The 18,349-nt window shown below is 63.3% G+C and carries 16 protein-coding genes; 9 read left to right on the forward strand and 7 right to left on the reverse strand.

All coding sequences use genetic code 11. From position 1 onward, the window contains the following. Positions 1-39: 39 nt before the first annotated feature. Both lspA and B586_RS09400 read left to right on the forward strand, forming a co-directional pair. A complete protein-coding gene (gene lspA, locus B586_RS09395; protein WP_054880088.1) occupies positions 40-630 on the forward strand; it encodes a signal peptidase II in 591 nt (196 codons plus the stop codon). Positions 631-705: 75 nt separating this feature from the next. Beyond that, positions 706-1,632, forward strand: a complete 927-nt coding sequence (locus B586_RS09400; RefSeq protein ID WP_054880991.1) for an RluA family pseudouridine synthase — start codon at positions 706-708, stop codon at positions 1,630-1,632. Between the two features lie 13 nt (positions 1,633-1,645). Here the strand turns inward: B586_RS09400 and B586_RS09405 are convergent, their stop codons facing one another. The 3 genes from B586_RS09405 to B586_RS09415 form a co-directional block, all read right to left on the reverse strand. Next, entirely contained in the window at positions 1,646-2,404 is a 759-nt protein-coding gene (locus B586_RS09405; protein ID WP_047313891.1) for a class I SAM-dependent methyltransferase, read from the reverse strand. Positions 2,405-2,490: 86 nt separating this feature from the next. Then, entirely contained in the window at positions 2,491-3,087 is a 597-nt protein-coding gene (locus B586_RS09410; RefSeq protein ID WP_047313892.1) for a lysozyme inhibitor LprI family protein, read from the reverse strand. An 82-nt stretch (positions 3,088-3,169) separates the two neighbouring features. Further along, a complete protein-coding gene (locus tag B586_RS09415) occupies positions 3,170-3,580 on the reverse strand; it encodes a group I truncated hemoglobin (RefSeq protein WP_054880087.1) in 411 nt (136 codons plus the stop codon). 221 nt (positions 3,581-3,801) lie between these two features. Between B586_RS09415 and B586_RS09420 the strand changes: the two genes are divergently transcribed. From B586_RS09420 to dnaE, 4 genes are all read left to right on the forward strand, one after another. Continuing rightward, positions 3,802-4,827, forward strand: a complete 1,026-nt coding sequence (locus tag B586_RS09420; protein ID WP_047313894.1) for an SDR family NAD(P)-dependent oxidoreductase — start codon at positions 3,802-3,804, stop codon at positions 4,825-4,827. Between the two features lie 4 nt (positions 4,828-4,831). Then, positions 4,832-5,635, forward strand: a complete 804-nt coding sequence (locus B586_RS09425) for an SDR family NAD(P)-dependent oxidoreductase (RefSeq protein ID WP_047313895.1) — start codon at positions 4,832-4,834, stop codon at positions 5,633-5,635. A 45-nt stretch (positions 5,636-5,680) separates the two neighbouring features. Continuing rightward, on the forward strand, positions 5,681-6,112 hold the full coding sequence (locus B586_RS09430) for a type II toxin-antitoxin system Rv0910 family toxin (protein ID WP_047313896.1): 432 nt from the start codon (positions 5,681-5,683) through the stop codon (positions 6,110-6,112). A 67-nt stretch (positions 6,113-6,179) separates the two neighbouring features. Continuing rightward, positions 6,180-9,713, forward strand: coding sequence for a DNA polymerase III subunit alpha (dnaE, locus tag B586_RS09435; RefSeq protein WP_054880086.1), 3,534 nt, complete (start codon positions 6,180-6,182; stop codon positions 9,711-9,713). A gap of 79 nt (positions 9,714-9,792) precedes the next feature. On the opposite strand, the gene B586_RS09440 is transcribed toward dnaE, so the two are convergent. Then, positions 9,793-10,002, reverse strand: a complete 210-nt coding sequence (locus B586_RS09440) for a hypothetical protein (protein ID WP_047313898.1) — start codon at positions 10,000-10,002, stop codon at positions 9,793-9,795. 80 nt (positions 10,003-10,082) lie between these two features. Here B586_RS09440 and B586_RS09445 point away from each other — a divergent pair, with 80 nt between their 5' ends. From B586_RS09445 to B586_RS21380, 3 genes are all read left to right on the forward strand, one after another. Then, entirely contained in the window at positions 10,083-10,520 is a 438-nt protein-coding gene (locus B586_RS09445; protein WP_047313899.1) for a nitroreductase family deazaflavin-dependent oxidoreductase, read from the forward strand. A gap of 32 nt (positions 10,521-10,552) precedes the next feature. Continuing rightward, on the forward strand, positions 10,553-11,845 hold the full coding sequence (ilvA, locus tag B586_RS09450) for a threonine ammonia-lyase (RefSeq protein ID WP_054880085.1): 1,293 nt from the start codon (positions 10,553-10,555) through the stop codon (positions 11,843-11,845). Between the two features lie 82 nt (positions 11,846-11,927). Then, positions 11,928-12,077, forward strand: a complete 150-nt coding sequence (locus B586_RS21380) for a hypothetical protein (RefSeq protein ID WP_168162484.1) — start codon at positions 11,928-11,930, stop codon at positions 12,075-12,077. A gap of 3 nt (positions 12,078-12,080) precedes the next feature. On the opposite strand, the gene treZ is transcribed toward B586_RS21380, so the two are convergent. The 3 genes from treZ to glgX are packed head-to-tail and all read right to left on the reverse strand — an operon-like array spanning position 12,081 to position 18,333. Continuing rightward, a complete protein-coding gene (gene treZ / locus B586_RS09455; RefSeq protein ID WP_054880084.1) occupies positions 12,081-13,826 on the reverse strand; it encodes a malto-oligosyltrehalose trehalohydrolase in 1,746 nt (581 codons plus the stop codon). After that, positions 13,819-16,131, reverse strand: a complete 2,313-nt coding sequence (gene treY, locus B586_RS09460) for a malto-oligosyltrehalose synthase (RefSeq protein WP_054880083.1) — start codon at positions 16,129-16,131, stop codon at positions 13,819-13,821. Before treY ends, treZ begins: the two co-directional genes overlap by 8 nt. 3 nt (positions 16,132-16,134) lie before the next feature. Next, complete coding sequence (gene glgX / locus B586_RS09465) at positions 16,135-18,333, reverse strand: glycogen debranching protein GlgX (RefSeq protein WP_047313903.1); 2,199 nt, start codon at positions 18,331-18,333, stop codon at positions 16,135-16,137. Between the last annotated feature and the right edge of the window lie 16 nt (positions 18,334-18,349).

Here is an 18,349-nt window from a genome sequence, read left to right on the forward strand (position 1 = left end):
GCTGGTAAGCCGGTATCGCCATTGGGGGATGATGGGAGCGTGCCTGACGAACCAACAGGATCGGCTGAGCCGGTGACTCCAGCTGAGGAGGCTGGGGAGGCTGGGGAAGCTCAAGCTCCGCCGCCGCAGGGTCCTCCACGGCGGCTGCGTCTGCTGTTGTCGGTCGCGGCGGTCGTGCTGACGCTGGACATCGTCACGAAGGTGCTCGCCGTCAAGTTGCTGCCCCCTGGGCAGCCGGTGTCGATCATCGGTGACACGGTGACCTGGACTTTGGTGCGAAATTCGGGGGCCGCGTTCTCGATGGCGACCGGATACACCTGGCTGTTGACGCTGATCGCGACGGGTGTGGTGGTCGGGATCTTCTGGATGGGGCGGCGGCTGGTGTCGCCGTGGTGGGCGTTGGGGCTGGGAATGATCCTCGGTGGTGCGATGGGCAATCTGGTTGATCGCTTCTTCCGGGCGCCCGGGCCGCTGCAGGGACACGTCGTTGACTTTTTATCGATCGGCTGGTGGCCGGTGTTCAATGTCGCCGATCCGTCGGTGGTGGGTGGCGCCATCCTGCTGGTTGTTCTGTCAATCTTTGGCTTCGACTTCGACACTGTCGGTCGACGCAAAGCCGGTCAGCGTTGATGGCCACCGGCGACGATGCAGAGCAAATGAGCGATGTGGGGGCACCTCCCGCTTGCGGTGAGAGGAGCGGTGCGTTTGAATGACCGCTCGATGCCCGTCCCGGAGGGACTCGCGGGCATGCGTGTTGATGCAGGGTTGGCGCGTCTGCTGGGGCTGTCCCGAACCGCCGCGGCTGCTCTCGCCGAAGGCGGCGGCGTCGAGTTGGACGGTGTGCAGGCGGGAAAGTCCGATCGGCTGACATCAGGTGCCTGGTTGCAGGTGCGCCTGCCCGAGACGCCGGCGCCGCTGGAGAACACCCCGGTCGACATCGAGGGCATGACAATTCTGTATTCCGACAACGACATCGTCGCGGTCGACAAGCCGGCAGCGGTGGCGGCGCATGCATCGGTCGGCTGGACCGGGCCGACGGTGCTCGGCGGCCTGGCCGCTGCCGGCTACCGGATCACCACTTCGGGTGTGCACGAGCGCCAAGGCATTGTGCATCGTCTCGACGTCGGCACCTCGGGTGTGATGGTGGTGGCGATCTCCGAGCGCGCCTACACAGTGCTCAAGCGGGCGTTCAAATACCGGACGGTCGACAAGCGCTACCACGCGCTGGTACAGGGCCACCCGGATCCGTCCAGCGGGACAATCGACGCGCCGATCGGCCGGCATCGTGGCCACGACTGGAAGTTCGCGGTCACCAAAGACGGTCGGCATAGCCTCACCCACTACGACACCCTGGAAGCCTTCGTCGCTGCGAGCCTGCTTGACGTGCATCTGGAAACCGGTCGCACCCACCAGATCCGGGTGCATTTTGCCGCGCTGCATCATCCATGCTGTGGCGACCTCGTTTATGGGGCCGACCCGAAGCTAGCGAAAAGGCTTGGGCTGGAACGTCAATGGCTGCACGCCCGGTCGCTGTCATTTGCCCATCCGGCCGACGGTAGGCGGGTCGAGATCGTCAGCCCCTACCCACCCGATCTACAGCACGCACTGGACGTGCTGCGTGCTGAAGGGTGACCGGCACCAGCGGTCAGTCGGGTTTGCGGGCGTCGACGAGGACCCGCGTCGAGTGCGCGACGAACAGCCCGTCGGCCTCGATGCGTTCATGAAGTTCCCGCAGCCGGTCGCGATAGCGGTCCACAGTAAAGTCCGGCACCGTCCAAATCACCTTACGTAGGAAGTAGATAACGGCGCCGATGTCGAAGAACTCGGCTCGTAGCCGCTCCATGCGCAGATCCACGATCTGTAGGCCAGCGGCTTGTGCCTGCGCACTCACGACGTCGGGATGACACTCGGCCCATTTCTCGGGTTGCGGCCCGCTGAAGTACTCGACCAGCTCGGACATCGTCGCGGGCCCGATTTGCTGCGCAAAGTAGGTGCCGCCCGGCCGGAGCACCCGAACGATCTCGGTCCACCACACGGAGATCGGATGACGAGCGGTCACCAGGTCAAACGCTCCGTCGGCGAACGGCAACAGGGGTTCATCCCGAGTTGCCACGACCACCACGCCGAGCGGGTGCAACAGCTTGGTTGCCCGCGCCGCGTTCGGAGGCCACGTCTCGATCGCTGCCATCGTGGGTGGGAACGGCGTCGCGCCGGCCAACACCTCGCCGCCGCCGGTGTGCAGGTCCAGCGCCGCCGACACACTAGCCAAACGCTGGCTCAACGCCCGCTGATAGCCCCAGGACGGTCGTTCCTCCGTCGCACGGCTGTCCAGCCAAGAAAAATCCCAGCCGTCGACGGGTACCGAATCAGCTTCTGCCACCAGATCTTCGAATGTGCGCCGCATAACAGACATTCTCATCAAAAATGGGCCAGATCGTTGCCGGTATTCCCAGATGTCGATCGAGCGTTGCGATCAATCGTTGATCGACGTTACCGCGTCGTACAGACGAACTTGTTGCCGTTGAAATCAAGCCTGACCTCGCCTTGATGCTCCCAATATTCCACGCCTTGGCGCCCGTACCGGGCGCCGCTGCCGGACGGTTGGACGAACAGGATCTCCTGGTCGCCGTTCCAGTTGAGTACCGCGGTCGCCGGGTCGAACTGGTTGTAGAACTGCGCGGTTAGCGGCCCGGACCCTAGGGGACAGTGGTAAGTGATCACGGCTGGTGTCACGGTGGCTGGGTCGGCGATGGCCAGCTGGACCAGCCGGGTCTGATAGGCCTCTACCACGCAGGTGCGCACATCAGCGTTTTGTGCGCAGCCGTCGCGGACCGTCCTCCAGCTGTCTTGTGCGGCCGTCAGCCCAGCTTGGTCCGCGCCAGGACGGGCCAGCGCCTGCTGATAGGCGGTCTGCAGCCGGTGCTCGAGGTCCATTAAGTGCGGGTCACCACATACCAGCTGCTGTGCATTGTTTGAGGTTTTTGTGCAATCGAGCGATATCGCGGACGAACTTGTCGCCGGATGGCTTGTTGTCGGCCCGCAAGCGCTCAAAACAAGAGCTGTCACGATGATGGCGATCAGTCGCATACGAACTGACTACCCGGCTGCCGGTTGCCCGCCGATGCGACACGCGCACCGGCGCGGAACTTCTTTTTATGGTCGAGCCTGGTCAGACCTGTGCTGTGGTGGTTTCGCCCGACACCACGTCGGGGGCCAGTCCAGCGATGACCCCGAGTATTTCCGTCACAGTCTCAGCGAGGATTCCGGCGGTCGTGAGCGCGTCGCTCAAGTGTCCTGCCACGAGGGTGAAGTGGTGCATAGTGATTCCTCGCCCCTGATGCACCTGTTTCATCGACGCACCGGTGTAGGGGGCCGGCCCGCCGAGAGCGGCCGCGATGAATTCAGCCTGTTTGCCCTTAAGACGGCTCATATTCGTTCCGGCGAAGAAACTGGACAGTTGATCATCAGCGAGAACGCGGGCATAGAAGTCCTCGACAACCACTTCGATCGCCTCGTACCCGCCGATCCTGTCGTAGATGCTGGCGGGCTCGCGCCTGCCGAATCGTGACAATATTCTCATGGGGACAGCCGAGCACTGCGCTGTTGCGAGTCCGTTAGTATCCAATCACGTTCGTATTACCTTGTGTAACAAGCCGCTTGCCCGTTCTCAGCCGCACATTCCGTCGTCGGCCCGGCGCTTGGGCTGGGGCAACATGACGGCAATCTCCATCGATTCATGCAGTGATGTCCTAGGTTGGGCTTGATGACCCGTCTCACGAACATCACCAGGAGCGACGATCGATGAATCTTGGCGACCTGACGAACCTCGTCGAAAAGCCATTCGCGGCGATGTCCAATATCGTCAACACCCCTAACTCCGCTGGGCGATACCGGCCGTTCTATCTGCGGAACCTGCTCGATGCGGTGCAGGGTCGCAAACTCAGCGACGTGGTCGGGGGCAAGACGATCCTCATCACCGGAGGCTCGTCGGGTATTGGCGCGGCGGCGGCGGCAAAAATCGCGGCAGCAGGTGGCACGGTGGTGCTGGTCGCGCGGACCCTGGAGAACCTGGAAAAGGTCGCCAACGATATTCGTGGCAATGGCGGGACCGCCCACGTATACCCGTGCGACCTGTCCGACGTGGATGCCATCGCCGCTATGGCTGATCAGGTGCTCGCCGATCTCGGCGGCGTCGACATTCTGATCAATAATGCTGGGCGCTCAATTCGGCGGTCGTTGACGCTGTCCTACGAGCGGATCCATGACTACCAGCGGACGATGCAGCTGAATTACCTGGGGGCGGTTCAGCTCATCCTCAAGTTCATCCCCGGGATGCGGGAACGCGGTTTCGGGCAGATCGTCAACGTTTCGTCAGTTGGCGTGCAGACTCGTGCGCCGCGCTTTGGCGCCTACATCGCCAGCAAGGCCGCGCTGGACAGCCTGTGTGACGCGCTACAAGCCGAGACAGTAACGGACAACGTTCGATTCACGACCGTGCACATGGCGCTGGTGCGGACGCCGATGATCAGCCCGACCACCCTGTATGACAAGTTCCCGACGCTGACACCAGAGCAAGCGGCCAACGTGATTGCCGACGCGATCCTGCACCGGCCTCGGCGGGTCAGCTCGCCGTTCGGCCAGTTCGCTGCTGTCGCCGACGCGGTTAACCCTGCGGTGATGGACCGGGTACGCAACCGCGCGTTCGGTATGTTCACGGATTCCGCCGCAGCCAAGGGCGGCGAATCCGCTGCTAGCACAGCGAAGTTCGAGGAGCTCGATAAACGAAGCGAAACATTCGTCCAAGCGACCCGCGGGATACATTGGTGACATCATGAGCCTTCCGGAGCCGAACAATGAGACAACCGTCGTCATCACCGGTGCCTCCTCAGGCATCGGAGCCGAACTGGCTCGCGGCTTGGCACGCCGCGGGTTTCCACTGCTGTTGGTCGCGCGGCGCCGCGACCGCCTCGACGAGCTTGCCAACGAAGTAGGCCAGAAATACTCGGTCGCAGTCGAGGTCATGCCTGTCGACCTCGGCGACCCCGCGGCCCGTGCGAAGTTGGCGGACCGGCTCCGCCACGAACCGATCGGCGGTTTGTGCAATAGCGCCGGCTTTGGCACCAGCGGGGTGTTTTACACGTTGCCACTCGAACGTGAGAGCGAAGAGGTGACTCTCAACTCACTCGTGTTGATGGAACTGACGCATGCGGTGTTGCCAGGCATGGTCGAGCGTGGTGCCGGCGCGGTCATGAACATCGCGTCGATTGCCGGGTTCCAGCCGATTCCCTACATGGCCGTTTATGCGGCCACCAAGGCCTTTGTCCAGACATTCTCGGAGGCGATTCACGAGGAGTTGCACGGCACGGGAGTGTCGGTCACGGTCTTGTGTCCGGGACCGGTTCCGACCGAGTGGGCCGAGATCGCCAATGCCGAACGGTTCAGCATTCCCATCGCGCAGGTCTCACCGTACGACGTTGCAGAAGCCGCGATCGGCGGGATGCTGGCTGGCAAGCGCAGCGTGGTGCCCGGCGTGGTGCCCAAGGTCGTCAGCACTAGCGGCAGATATATACCGCGCAGCCTGTTGTTGCCCGCGATCCGGATCGGTAACCGATTGCGCGGCGGGCAGGGCCGCTAACCCAGCCGCTGCGGCCGGCATCGTCGCCGCGGCTACGCTCTGGCGATGGCTGCTGTTGACATGACCGCCGACGTGCCGATGACTCCCCAGCACACTTGGGACCGAGTTTCGGAGCTGTCGGAGCTGGGCGATTGGCTCGTCATGCACGAGGGGTGGCGTAGCGAGCTCCCTAAGGAGCTGACCGCAGGCACCCAAATTGCGGGTGTGGCGCGTGCCAAGGGGATGCGCAACCGGGTGACCTGGACGATCACCACATGGGACCCGCCCAATGAGCTGGCACTCTCAGGAGCTGGGAAGGGCGGCACCAAGTACGGCGTCACGCTCACGGTGCGGCCCAAAAACGGCGGATCGGCGCTTGGCCTGCGCCTCTTGCTCGCTGGTCCCGCGCTGTTCGGTCCGCTGGGTTCCGCGGCGGCACGCGCGATCAAAGGGGACGTGGAGAAGTCGCTCAAGCAGTTCGTGAAGCTGTACGCCTGACGAGGATCGAACACACGCGGCGACACGCCGAAGCACCGTCAGCCCTGGCCCCTAGACTGGCGTCGCTATGAATCAGTCCTCCTTCGTGCACCTGCATAACCACACCGAGTACTCGATGCTGGACGGTGCCGCGAAGATCACGCCCATGCTCGCCGAGGTGGAGCGGCTGCAGATGCCCGCGGTCGGCATGACCGATCACGGAAACATGTTCGGTGCCAGCGAGTTTTACAATACGGCCAGCAAAGCCGGGATCAAGCCGATCATCGGTGTGGAGGCTTACATCGCGCCTGGATCGCGCTTCGACACCCGGCGCATCACCTGGGGTGATCCCAGCCAGAAGGCCGACGATGTCTCGGCGGGCGGCGCCTACACGCACTTGACGATGGTGGCCGAGAATGCGGCCGGCCTGCGCAACCTGTTCAAGTTGTCCTCGCTGGCCTCCTTCGAGGGGCAGCTGAGCAAGTGGTCGCGAATGGATGCCGAGCTCATCGCCGAACATGCCGAGGGCATCATCATCACCACCGGCTGCCCCTCCGGTGAGGTGCAGACCCGGCTTCGCCTCGGCCACGACCGGGAGGCGCTGGAGGCGGCCGCCAAATGGCGCGAGATCGTTGGCCCCGATAATTACTTCCTCGAGCTGATGGACCACGGCCTGTCTATCGAACAACGCGTCCGCGAAGGACTGCTCGATATCGGCCGCAAGCTCAACATTCCGCCGCTGGCCACCAACGACTGCCACTACGTCACCCGCGACGCCGCGCACAACCACGAGGCGTTGTTGTGTGTGCAGACCGGCAAGACCTTGTCGGATCCGAACCGGTTCAAGTTCGACGGCGACGGCTACTACCTCAAGTCGGCCGCCGAGATGCGCCAGCTGTGGGACGACCAAGTTCCCGGGGCGTGCGACTCCACGCTGCTGATCGCCGAGCGGGTGCAGTCCTACGCCGAGGTGTGGGAACCACGCAACCGGATGCCCGTCTTTCCCGTCCCCGAGGGGCACGACCAGGCGTCCTGGCTGCGTCACGAGGTGGACGCCGGCCTGGGTCGCCGATTCCCCGGCGGCCCACCCTACGGATACGTCGAGCGGGCGGCCTACGAGATCGACGTCATTTGCGACAAGGGTTTCCCGGCCTACTTCCTGATCGTCGCCGACCTGATTAATTACGCCCGGTCTGTCGGGATCCGCGTGGGCCCGGGCCGCGGCTCGGCCGCCGGGTCACTTGCCGCCTACGCCCTGGGCATCACCGACATCGACCCGATACCGCACGGTCTGCTGTTCGAGCGGTTCCTCAACCCCGAACGCACCTCGATGCCTGACATCGATATCGACTTCGACGACCGTCGGCGCGGCGAGATGGTGCGCTACGCCGCCGACAAGTGGGGGCATGACCGGGTCGCCCAGGTTATCACCTTCGGCACCATTAAAACCAAAGCGGCGCTGAAGGATTCGGCGCGGATCCACTACGGGCAGCCCGGGTTTGCGATGGCCGACCGGATCACCAAGGCGTTACCGCCGCCGATCATGGCCAAAGACATCCCGTTGTCGGGGATCACCGACCCAGCCCACGAACGGTTCAAGGAGGCGGCCGAGGTCCGCAGCCTGATCGAAACCGATCCGGACGTACGCACCATCTACCAGACCGCGCGTGGGTTGGAAGGTCTGATCCGCAACGCTGGCGTGCACGCGTGCGCGGTCATCATGAGCAGCGAGCCGCTGACCGAGGCCATCCCGCTGTGGAAGCGACCACAGGATGGGGCCATTATCACCGGCTGGGATTATCCGTCGTGTGAGGCCATCGGCCTGTTGAAGATGGATTTCCTGGGTTTGCGCAACCTGACGATCATTGGCGACGCGATCGAAAACATCAAGGCCAACAGGGGAATTGACCTCGACCTGGAATCCGTGCCACTAGACGATCAGGCCACCTACGAGCTGCTGGGCCGCGGTGACACCCTGGGCGTGTTCCAGCTCGACGGTGGGCCCATGCGCGACTTGCTGCGCCGCATGCAACCGACCGGATTCGAGGACATCGTCGCGGTACTGGCGTTGTATCGGCCCGGCCCGATGGGCATGAACGCCCACAACGACTACGCCGACCGCAAGAACAATCGGCAAGCGATCAAGCCTATTCACCCCGAACTCGAGGAACCGCTGCGCGAGATCCTCGCTGAGACCTACGGCCTCATTGTCTACCAAGAGCAGATCATGCGCATCGCGCAGAAGGTGGCCAGCTACTCGCTGGCCCGAGCAGACATTCTGCGTAAGGCGATGGGAAAAAAGAAGCGCGAGGTGCTGGAGAAGGAGTTCGAGGGCTTCTCGGAAGGCATGCAGGCCAACGGGTTTTCGGCCGGCTCCATCAAGGCGCTGTGGGACACCATCCTGCCGTTCGCCGACTACGCATTCAACAAGTCACACGCCGCCGGCTACGGCCTGGTCTCCTATTGGACCGCCTACCTCAAGGCCAACTTTGCCGGTGAATACATGGCGGGCCTGTTGACCTCGGTCGGCGACGACAAAGACAAGGCGGCTGTCTATCTGGCCGACTGCCGCAAGCTTGGCATCACGGTGCTGCCGCCGGACGTCAACGAGTCCGGCCTGAACTTCGCGTCGGTGGGCGTTGACATCCGCTACGGGTTGGGTGCGGTGCGCAATGTCGGTGCCAACGTGGTGGGTTCGTTGATTAAGACCCGCAGTGACAAGGGCAAGTTCGTCGACTTCTCGGACTATCTGAACAAGATCGACATTTCGGCCTGCAACAAGAAGGTCACTGAATCGCTGATCAAGGCGGGCGCCTTCGATTCGTTGGGGCATTCGCGCAAAGGTCTGTTCCTGGTCCACACCGACGCCGTGGATTCGGTGCTGGGCACCAAGAAAGCGGAAGCGATCGGGCAGTTCGATTTGTTCGGTGGGACCGATGCCGGCACTGACGCGGTTTTTACCATCAAGGTGCCCGACGACGAGTGGGAGGACAAACACAAGTTAGCCCTGGAACGGGAGATGCTGGGTTTGTACGTGTCCGGGCATCCGCTCAACGGGGTGGCGCACCTGTTGGCTGCCCAGGTGGACACCGCCATTCCGACGATCCTCGACGGTGATGTCTCCAATGACACTCAGGTGCGGGTGGGTGGCATTCTGGCCGCGGTGAACCGGCGTGTCAACAAAAACGGAATGCCTTGGGCGTCAGCGCAATTAGAAGATCTAACCGGCGGTATCGAGGTGATGTTTTTCCCGCACACCTACTCCAGCTACGGCGCCGACATTATCGATGATGCCGTTGTGCTGGTTAACGCCAAGGTAGCGGTCCGTGATGACCGGATTGCACTGATCGCCAATGAACTTGTTGTGCCTGACTTTTCCAACGCGCAAGCGGACCGGCCGTTGGCGGTTAGCTTGCCGACGCGGCAGTGCACCTTCGACAAGGTAAGTGCCCTCAAGCAGGTGCTTGCGCGCCACCCCGGAACATCGCAGGTGCATCTGCGGCTTATCAGCGGAGACCGTATCACCACGCTCGAGCTGGACCAGTCGCTACGGGTGACACCGTCGCCGGCGCTAATGGGAGACCTCAAGGCGCTACTCGGTCCCGGGTGCTTGGGCGGTTAGCAAACCGCTGGCCACTGGGTCTCGCGCGGGGGCGTATTGCGTCAGTAACACCGTCTTCGCGAAGCGGGGACGGGTTGCTCTAGTGCCTGGAGGGCTTGGAGAGCGCCTTGAGGACCAAACCGACCACGACGGCAACGCTGGCGCCGCCAAGCACCGCCGGTGCCGCACTGGCAGTCGACACCCCGACCAGCAGCAGCGTGACGAACCCGGCGACCACAGCGAACAGCTTGTGCCGCGGCCACGGCACACCCGCGACCAGCACCTCCGAGGTTTTGGCCGGGCCAGTCACAGGTTAAGGATACCCGGGACTCTTTTTCCGGGAACCCGAATATTTCAGGGGGTGGACGGCTGACGGCCTAAGGTAGTGCCATGGCGCTTTCAGGAGAATATGCACCCAGCCCGGTCGACTGGGCGCGCGAGCAAGCTGAGAAGTACATGGCCTCCGGCGGAACCGAGGGCACGGACATGCAGGGAAAGCCCGTGGTGTTGCTGACCACTGTCGGCGCTAAGACCGGCAAACTCCGCAAAACCCCGCTGATGCGCGTCGAGCACAATGGCCAGTACGCGATCGTCGCCTCACTAGGAGGAGCTCCGAAACACCCGGTTTGGTACTACAACGTGGTGCAGAATCCGCGGGTCGAGCTGCAGGACGGTCTCGTCAGTCGCGATTACGACGCGCGCGAGGTATTCGGCGACGAGAAGGCCACCTGGTGGCAGCGCGCCGTCGAGGTCTGGCCGGACTACGCCAACTACCAGACCAAGACTGAGCGCCAGATTCCGGTCTTTGTGCTGACCCCGGTGAGCTGATTGCTTGTCGGACGGCATGGCACCATTGACCGGTGTCCGCCGAACTGAGTAAAAGCCCCGGGACCCCACCGGTGTCTGCGGTTGACATTGACGGTGCGGCGAAGCGGATCGCGCCGGTGGTCACGCCTACCCCGTTGCAGCTCAGCGATCGGTTGTCGGCGATCACCGGTGCGGCGGTGTACCTCAAGCGTGAAGACCTGCAGACGGTGCGCTCTTACAAGCTGCGCGGCGCCTACAACCTGTTGGTGCAGCTGACCGCCGAGGAGATCGCCGCCGGCGTGGTGTGTTCCTCGGCGGGTAACCATGCGCAGGGTTTCGCGTATGCGTGTCGGTCATTGGGTGTGCACGGCCGTGTCTATGTCCCCGCCAAGACACCCAAACAAAAGCGGGACCGGATCCGCTACCACGGTGGGGAATTCATCGAGCTGATAATCGGGGGATCAACCTACGATCTTGCCGCTGCCGCGGCGATCGCCGACGTCGAACGCACCGGCGCGACGTTGGTACCGCCGTATGACGACGCCCGCACCATCGCGGGTCAGGGCACCATTGCCGTCGAAGTGCTGGCGCAACTCGCCCCGCTCGTTGGGGAGCCTGACCTAGTGGTGGTCCCGGTGGGCGGCGGCGGCTGCATCGCCGGCATGACCGCCTACCTGGCCGAGCGGACGACGAACACCGCGGTGCTCGGTGTCGAGCCGGCCGGTGCCGCGGCGATGATGGCCGCGCTGGCCGCGGGCGAGCCGGTGACACTGGACTACGTCGACCAGTTCGTGGACGGCGCCGCGGTGAACCGGGCGGGAACGTTGACCTACGCCGCGTTGGCTGCCGCCGGTGACATGGTGTCCATCACCACCGTCGACGAGGGAGCGGTGTGCACCGCGATGCTCGACCTTTACCAGAACGAGGGCATCGTCGCTGAGCCGGCGGGCGCGCTGTCGGTAGCCGGGCTGCTGGAAACCGATATTGAGCCCGGGTCCACCGTGGTTTGTCTGATCTCGGGCGGCAACAACGACGTATTGCGCTACGGCGAGGTGTTGGAGCGTTCGCTGATCCACCTCGGCCTCAAACACTATTTCCTGGTTGACTTCCCGCAGGAGCCCGGTGCGTTGCGCCGTTTCCTGGACGAGGTGCTCGGACCCAACGACGACATCACCTTGTTCGAGTACGTCAAACGAAACAACCGAGAGACCGGCGAGGCGCTGGTGGGTATCCAGCTGGGATCGGCCGCGGACCTAGACGGCCTGCTGGCCCGGATGTACGCAACCGAAATTCACGTCGAAACCCTGCAGCCCGGTTCGCCGGCGTACCGCTACCTGCTGCTGTAGGCGGCTCTAGGCGGCGAGCGTCCGCAGTTGTACACGCTTTACGGCGTGTCGCCGTGCAGACACGCGCGCTCACGGCCGGCGAGTGGCATGTCAAGGCCGAGTCTTCGACTACGCGTGCGGCGCCCACCACGACCGCGGGCTCAACGTCTGGATCCCGGTACCCGACGAGACGGTCTGCATCACCGACGCAGTTGCTGAGGCGGTGCATCGTATCGGCCATTCCAGTGTGTAAGGGTTACTTACCGCGCAGTATCGCAAACGAGTGCGCAGGCAATGCCGTGCTCGTCGCACCGAGGATCGGCGAATCCCAGGCCAGTATCAGATCACCGTTGACCGGCACCCGAATTGCCTCGGTGCCCAGATTGCAGGCGATCACAAGCCGGTTGCGGCGCATCACGATCCAGCGTTGGTCTTCGTCGTAGTCAACGATGAGGTGTTCCAGCCAAGGATCGGCCAGGTCAGGCTCGCTGCGCCGCAAGGCAATCAGATCGCGATAAAGCTTATGCAGCCGCGCGTGTTCGCCGGAGCCGACCTCGTCCCAGTTCAGCTTGGAGTGCTGGAATGTCTGCGGATCCTGCGGATCGGGAATCTCGTCGGAATGCCAACCATGCTCGGCGAACTCGGCTTTACGTCCCTCGGCGGTGGCCAGCGCCAGCTCCGGTTCGGGATGTGAGCTGAAGAACTGGAACGGGGTCGACGCCCCCCACTCTTCTCCCATGAAAAGCATTGAAGTATACGGTGATCCGAGTGCTAGCGCGGCCTTGATCGCCAGCTGGCCGGCGTTCAGGTACTGCGATGGTCGGTCCCCGAGGGCGCGGTTGCCGACCTGATCATGGGTACAGGTGTAGACGATGAGCCTGCTAGCCGGAATCCCTGATAGTTCTGTCGTATCCAGCGGCCGCCCGTGGCGTCGCCGTCGGAACGACGAATAGGTGCCGGCGTGGAAGAAGCCGTGCCGCAGTGTGTGTGCCAAGGTGGCCAAGGAGTCAGAGTGGGCGCCGAAGTCCGCATAATATCCCTGACGTTCGCCGGATACTGCGGTGTGGATGGCGTGATGGATGTCGTCGTCCCATTGCGCGGTCATCCCGTAACCGCCTCGATCGGGCGACGTGATCAGCCGCGGATCGTTGAGGTCGCTTTCGGCGACCAGCGACAGCGGGCGACCCAACTGTTCTGACAGCCAGCGGGTCTCGGTGGCGAGTTCCTCGAGGATATGAATGGCAGTGGTGTCCACCAGGGCGTGCACAGCGTCCAGCCGTAGGCCGTCGGCGTGAAAGTCGCGCATCCAGCGCAGCGCACATCCGATAATGTAGCGGCGCACCTCGTCGGAGTCGGCGTCGGCAATGTTGACGCCTTCCCCCCACGGGTTGCTAGCCGACGAGAGGTATGGGCCGAACCGCGGCAGGTAGTTGCCCGACGGACCGAAGTGGTTGAACACTGCGTCGATCAAGACGCCCAAACCATGGGTGTGGCAGGCGTCAACGAATGCGACGAGGCCCTCGGGGCCGCCGTAGGGCTCGTGCACGCTGTACCACAGCACACCGTCGTATCCCCAGCCGTGGCTGCCCGAAAAGGAATTGACCGGCATCAGCTCGACGAAGTCGATCCCGAGATCGACTAAGTAGTCCAACTTTTCGATGGCTGACTCGAAGGTGCCAACCGGGGTGAAGGTGCCGACGTGGAGCTCGTAGATCACCGCGCCTTCGACGGACCGGCCCGACCATCCGCTATCGGTCCAGGCTCCATCCGACGCCGACCATAGCTGCGAGCGGGCGTGCACCCCGTCAGGTTGGCGGGCCGATCGCGGATCGGGCAGGACGGCCGGGTCATCGTCGAGCAGATATCCGTAGCGAGCCTCAGGTGCCGCCGCGACGGTCGTATGCCACCAGCCGTCATCAGAGCGCCTCATCGTGTGCACCGCGCCGTCGACGTCGAGCCGCACCAGCTCGGGTTTAGGTGCCCAGACCCGGAATTCAGCCATGCGTGCGCTCCAAGACGACGACAGGCAGGTCCGCGAACAACTGGTTAGCCGGTGTCGGCCCACTAGCCCGCGCGCCGGTGAGGGCATCGGTCCACAGGCCCTCGGGTATCGGCAGCAGGGTGTCACCCCAGCCCGTTTCGGTCAACCGCACCGTCCAGCGGGTCACCGCGACCAGAATGTCCGCGCCGCGGCGGAACGCCACTATGTGATCGCGGGCTGAGCCGGTCGCCAGTACCGGAAGATATCGGCCACGCAGAAAGCTGTCCGGACGACGGCGCCGTAGCCGAAGCGCCGTGGTGACGACCCGAATCTTGGGATGCTGCATTGCCTTCAGTGCCGCCCGCCGAGCGGCGTAGTCGACCGGGCGGCGGTTATCCGGGTCGACCAAGCTGTCGTCCCACAGCTCACAGCCCTGGTAGACATCGGGTATACCGGGCACGGTCAGCGCGAGCAACTTCTGGCCGAGCGCATCGCTTTCGGCGTGCGAATGAAGTTGGACAACAAGCTCAGTCAGCGCGTTCGCCAGCGGCCCGTCGAGGACAGTATCGAGCCACCGGTGCACCTTGTCCTCGAAAGCGACGTTGGGGCCGTTCCATGAGGTGTGCCAGGCCGCTTCTCTGATGCTCTTTTCGGCGTAGCCGTGCAGTCGTTCCCGCAGCTGGCCGCTGACCTCTCCGCTCACCGGCCACACCCCGAAGATGTTCTGCAGGAGAAACTGTGCGGTTGCGACATCGGGGGAGGGGGCAAGGGCCTCGGCGCGTGTGAGGAACTCTGACCACAGTGACGGCACCTGGGACAGCACGCCGATTCGCGCTCGCACATCCTCGCTACGCTTGGTGTCGTGCGTAGACAGCGTCGTCATCGTCTGCGGCCACAATCGGGCGCGGGTGGCGGCGCTGTGATGAAACTCTGCGGCGCCGACACCAAACCGCTGTGGTGCACCGCCCACTTCGTTGAGTGATACCAGCCGGGCGTCACGGTAGAACAAACAATCCTCGGCCGCTTTGGCGGTCACCGCGCCGCAGAGCTGCTGCAGGCGCGCGGCAGGCTCACCGTCGCGCGCCAAGGCAGTGGCGATCACCTGCAATGCTGGCTCCAATTGTGGTGTTGTCACGTATGTTTCGGCGAAGGCAGCGGAAAGCATCGTCGACTGGCCAGGATAATCGCAGCGGTATGCCGCGATATGACTGAGCAGTGCGGCCACCGCGTCGGGCAGTAACGGATGATCGGTGTCCGATGCCGCGGCGATGCAGCGTCGCAACCTGTGCAGCTCACTGGCCAGAGTGTCGGTAGCCACGCGGAGCTTGAGCTCCGCCAACATTTTTGGCATAGCGTGATAATCCACGCCGGCGGACCCAACGAGCGCCGTCAGCGCAGGCTCCCCAGTCGGATCGATAAAGACTCCGCCCACTTCTCGCAGCACGTCATAGCCGGTGGTGCCGGCGACCGGCAGGCTGGGCTCCAGCGCCTCGTCGACGGCTAGGATCTTCTCGATCACGATCCAGGCGTTCGGGCCGAGCAGCTCTCGCAACCAATGTAAATACCGGTAGGGATCTGACAAACCGTCGGGGTGGTCGATACGCACGCCGTCGACGAGTCCTTCGGTGAACCAGCGCGCGACTTCGGCGTGGCTAGCGTCGAACACCGCGCGATCTTCCTGTCGCAGCCCGGCCAGCGAGGTGATCGAAAAGAAACGGCGATAACCGCAGACCCCGCGCCGCCACCCCACCAGCCGGTAATGTTGGCGGTCGTGCACCTGCGCGCCGCTGTCAGTGTCGGTTCGGGGGCCGGTGCCGGGGGCGATCGGCAACGCTAGATCGCCCAGCTGCAGCAAGTCCCCGTCAACTTTCAAGTCGCCGATATCATCGTCGGAACCCAACAGCGGCAGCACGATTCGGCCCTGCGCGTCAAGGTCCCAGTCGATGTCGAAGAACGTTGCGTAGGCGGAATTCCGGCCGTGCTGTAAGACGTCCCACCACCACGGGTTTTGTCCGGGCTTGTCGATTCCGACGTGGTTGGGCACGATGTCGACGACCAGGCCCATACCGCGCGCCCGCGCCGCGGCCGCCAGCCGCGCCAGGCCATCGGGACCGCCGAGCTCTGCGGACACCGTCGTCGGGTCGGTGACGTCGTACCCGTGGCTGGACCCGTGGACCGCGGTCATGATCGGGGATAGGTACAGATGCGTCACCCCGAGCTCGTCGAAATAGTCCAGCTGGTCTTCGGCGTCAGCGAAGGTGAACCCAAATCCGCTGGACGGACCACGCAGCTGCAACCGGTAGGTGGAAAGCACCGGAAAAGCCATGTGTCAGGCGGTCTTACGGAGCACCAGCAGCGATCGCGCCGGCACTAAGATGTTTTGCTCGGCTGTCACCGTCAGGTCGGCATCACCGACGGGGTCGTTGGTGTCCAGCTCCACGGTCCACTCTTGCGCGTAGTCTGTGTGCGGCGTGACGAACTCCATGCCATGATCATGAGCGTTGAAACACAACAGAAATGAGTCGTCGACCACCAGCTCACCGCGGGCGTTGGGCGCGGTAATGGCGTCGCCGTTCAGAAACACCGCCACGCACTTATCGAAGCCCCTGCCCCAATCCTCGTGTGTCATTTCCTGGCCGGCCGGTGTCAACCAGGCGATATCGCGGACTTCGTCACCGCTCCGGATTGGTTCTCCCTCGAAGAAACGGCGGCGACGAAACACCGGATGCTGCTTGCGCAAGTGTGTCGCTTTGCGCGCAAAAGCAAGCAAGTCGGCATTCTTGTCAACCAATGACCAATCCATCCAAGATAATTCGGAGTCTTGGCAGTACACGTTGTTATTGCCCAGTTGGGTACGTCCGATCTCGTCGCCGTGCGCGATCATGGGCGTTCCTTGGCTGACCATCAAGGTGGCCCACATGTTGCGCATTTGGCGAGCGCGCAGCGCCAGGATTTCGGGGTCGTCGGTGGGTCCCTCGACGCCGCAATTCCACGAGCGGTTGTGATTTTCTCCGTCGCGGTTGTCTTCGCCGTTGGCTTCGTTGTGTTTCTCGTTGTATGACACCAAGTCGCCCAGCGTGAATCCATCGTGCGCGGTCACGAAGTTGATACTGGCGCTGGGGCGCCGGCCGGTCGCCTCGTAGAGGTCCGAGGACCCGGTCAGCCGGGAGGCGAACTCACCGAGGGTGGCCGGCTCGCCCCGCCAGTAGTCGCGCACGGTGTCGCGGTACTTGCCGTTCCATTCGGTCCATAGCCCGGGGAAATTGCCTACCTGGTAGCCACCTTCGCCGACGTCCCACGGCTCGGCGATCAGCTTGACCTGGCTGACCACCGGATCTTGTTGCACCAGATCGAAGAACGCGCTCAATCGGTCGACATCGTAGAACTCCCGGGCCAACGTGGACGCCAGGTCGAACCGGAACCCGTCGACGTGCATGTCGAGTACCCAGTAGCGTAGCGAGTCCATGATCAGCTGCAGGGTGTGCGGGTGACGGGCATTGAGGCTGTTGCCGGTCCCGGTGAAGTCCTTGTACAGCCGCAGGTCGTCGTCGACAAGCCGGTAATAGGCGGCGTTGTCGATGCCGCGGAAGTTGATTGTCGGGCCTAGATGGTTGCCTTCGGCGGTGTGGTTATAGACCACGTCGAGGATGACCTCGATATTGGCTTCGTGCAGGCTGCGCACCATGGTCTTGAACTCGGCTACCGCACTGCGGGCCTGCAGATTCGATGCGTACTGATAATGCGGAGCAAAGAACCCGAATGTGTTGTAACCCCAGTAGTTTCGTAAGCCTAGCTGTAGCAGTCGCTGGTCGTGCAGGAATTGGTGTACCGGCATCAGCTCAAGAGTGGTGACGTTGAGCGACTTGAGATGATCGATGATCGCCGGGTGGGCCAACCCGGCGTAGGTGCCGCGGAGTTCTTCGGGGATGCCCGGGTGTGCCTGTGTCATGCCCTTGACATGGGCTTCATAGATAACGGTCTCGTGGTACGGGATGAGTGGTGCCCGGTCGAACGCCCAGTCGAAGAACGGGTTGATCACCACGCTGGTCATGGTGTGGCCGAGTGAGTCGACCATCGGGGGAATGCCGGGGTCTGCCGAGTCGCCGTGCGGGTCAACGGCGTCCACGTCGTAGGAGAACAGCGCCTGGCTGAACGTGAAATCACCGTGGAATGATTTCCCGTACGGGTCGAGCAGCAGCTTGCTTGGGTCACATCGATGGCCGGCCCGCGGATCGAAGGGCCCGTGAACACGAAATCCGTAACGCTGGCCCGGGGCGATGTTCGGCAAATAGGCATGCCAGACATAGCTGTCCACCTCGTCGAGAGGGATCCGCGACTCGCTGCCGTCGTCGGCGATCAGACACAAATCAACCTTGTCGGCGATTTCGGAGAATAGCGAAAAGTTGGTGCCAGCGCCGTCATAGGTCGCCCCCAGCGGATAAGCAGTGCCCGGCCACACGTTAGGTAACGTCGGCTCACGCGCGGCGTCCGAACGTGTCGAAGCCGTAGCTGGATTGTTCGACGACATCACTCGACCTTATCCG

Source organism: Mycobacterium haemophilum DSM 44634 (genome assembly GCF_000340435.2).
Taxonomy (GTDB): domain Bacteria; phylum Actinomycetota; class Actinomycetes; order Mycobacteriales; family Mycobacteriaceae; genus Mycobacterium; species Mycobacterium haemophilum.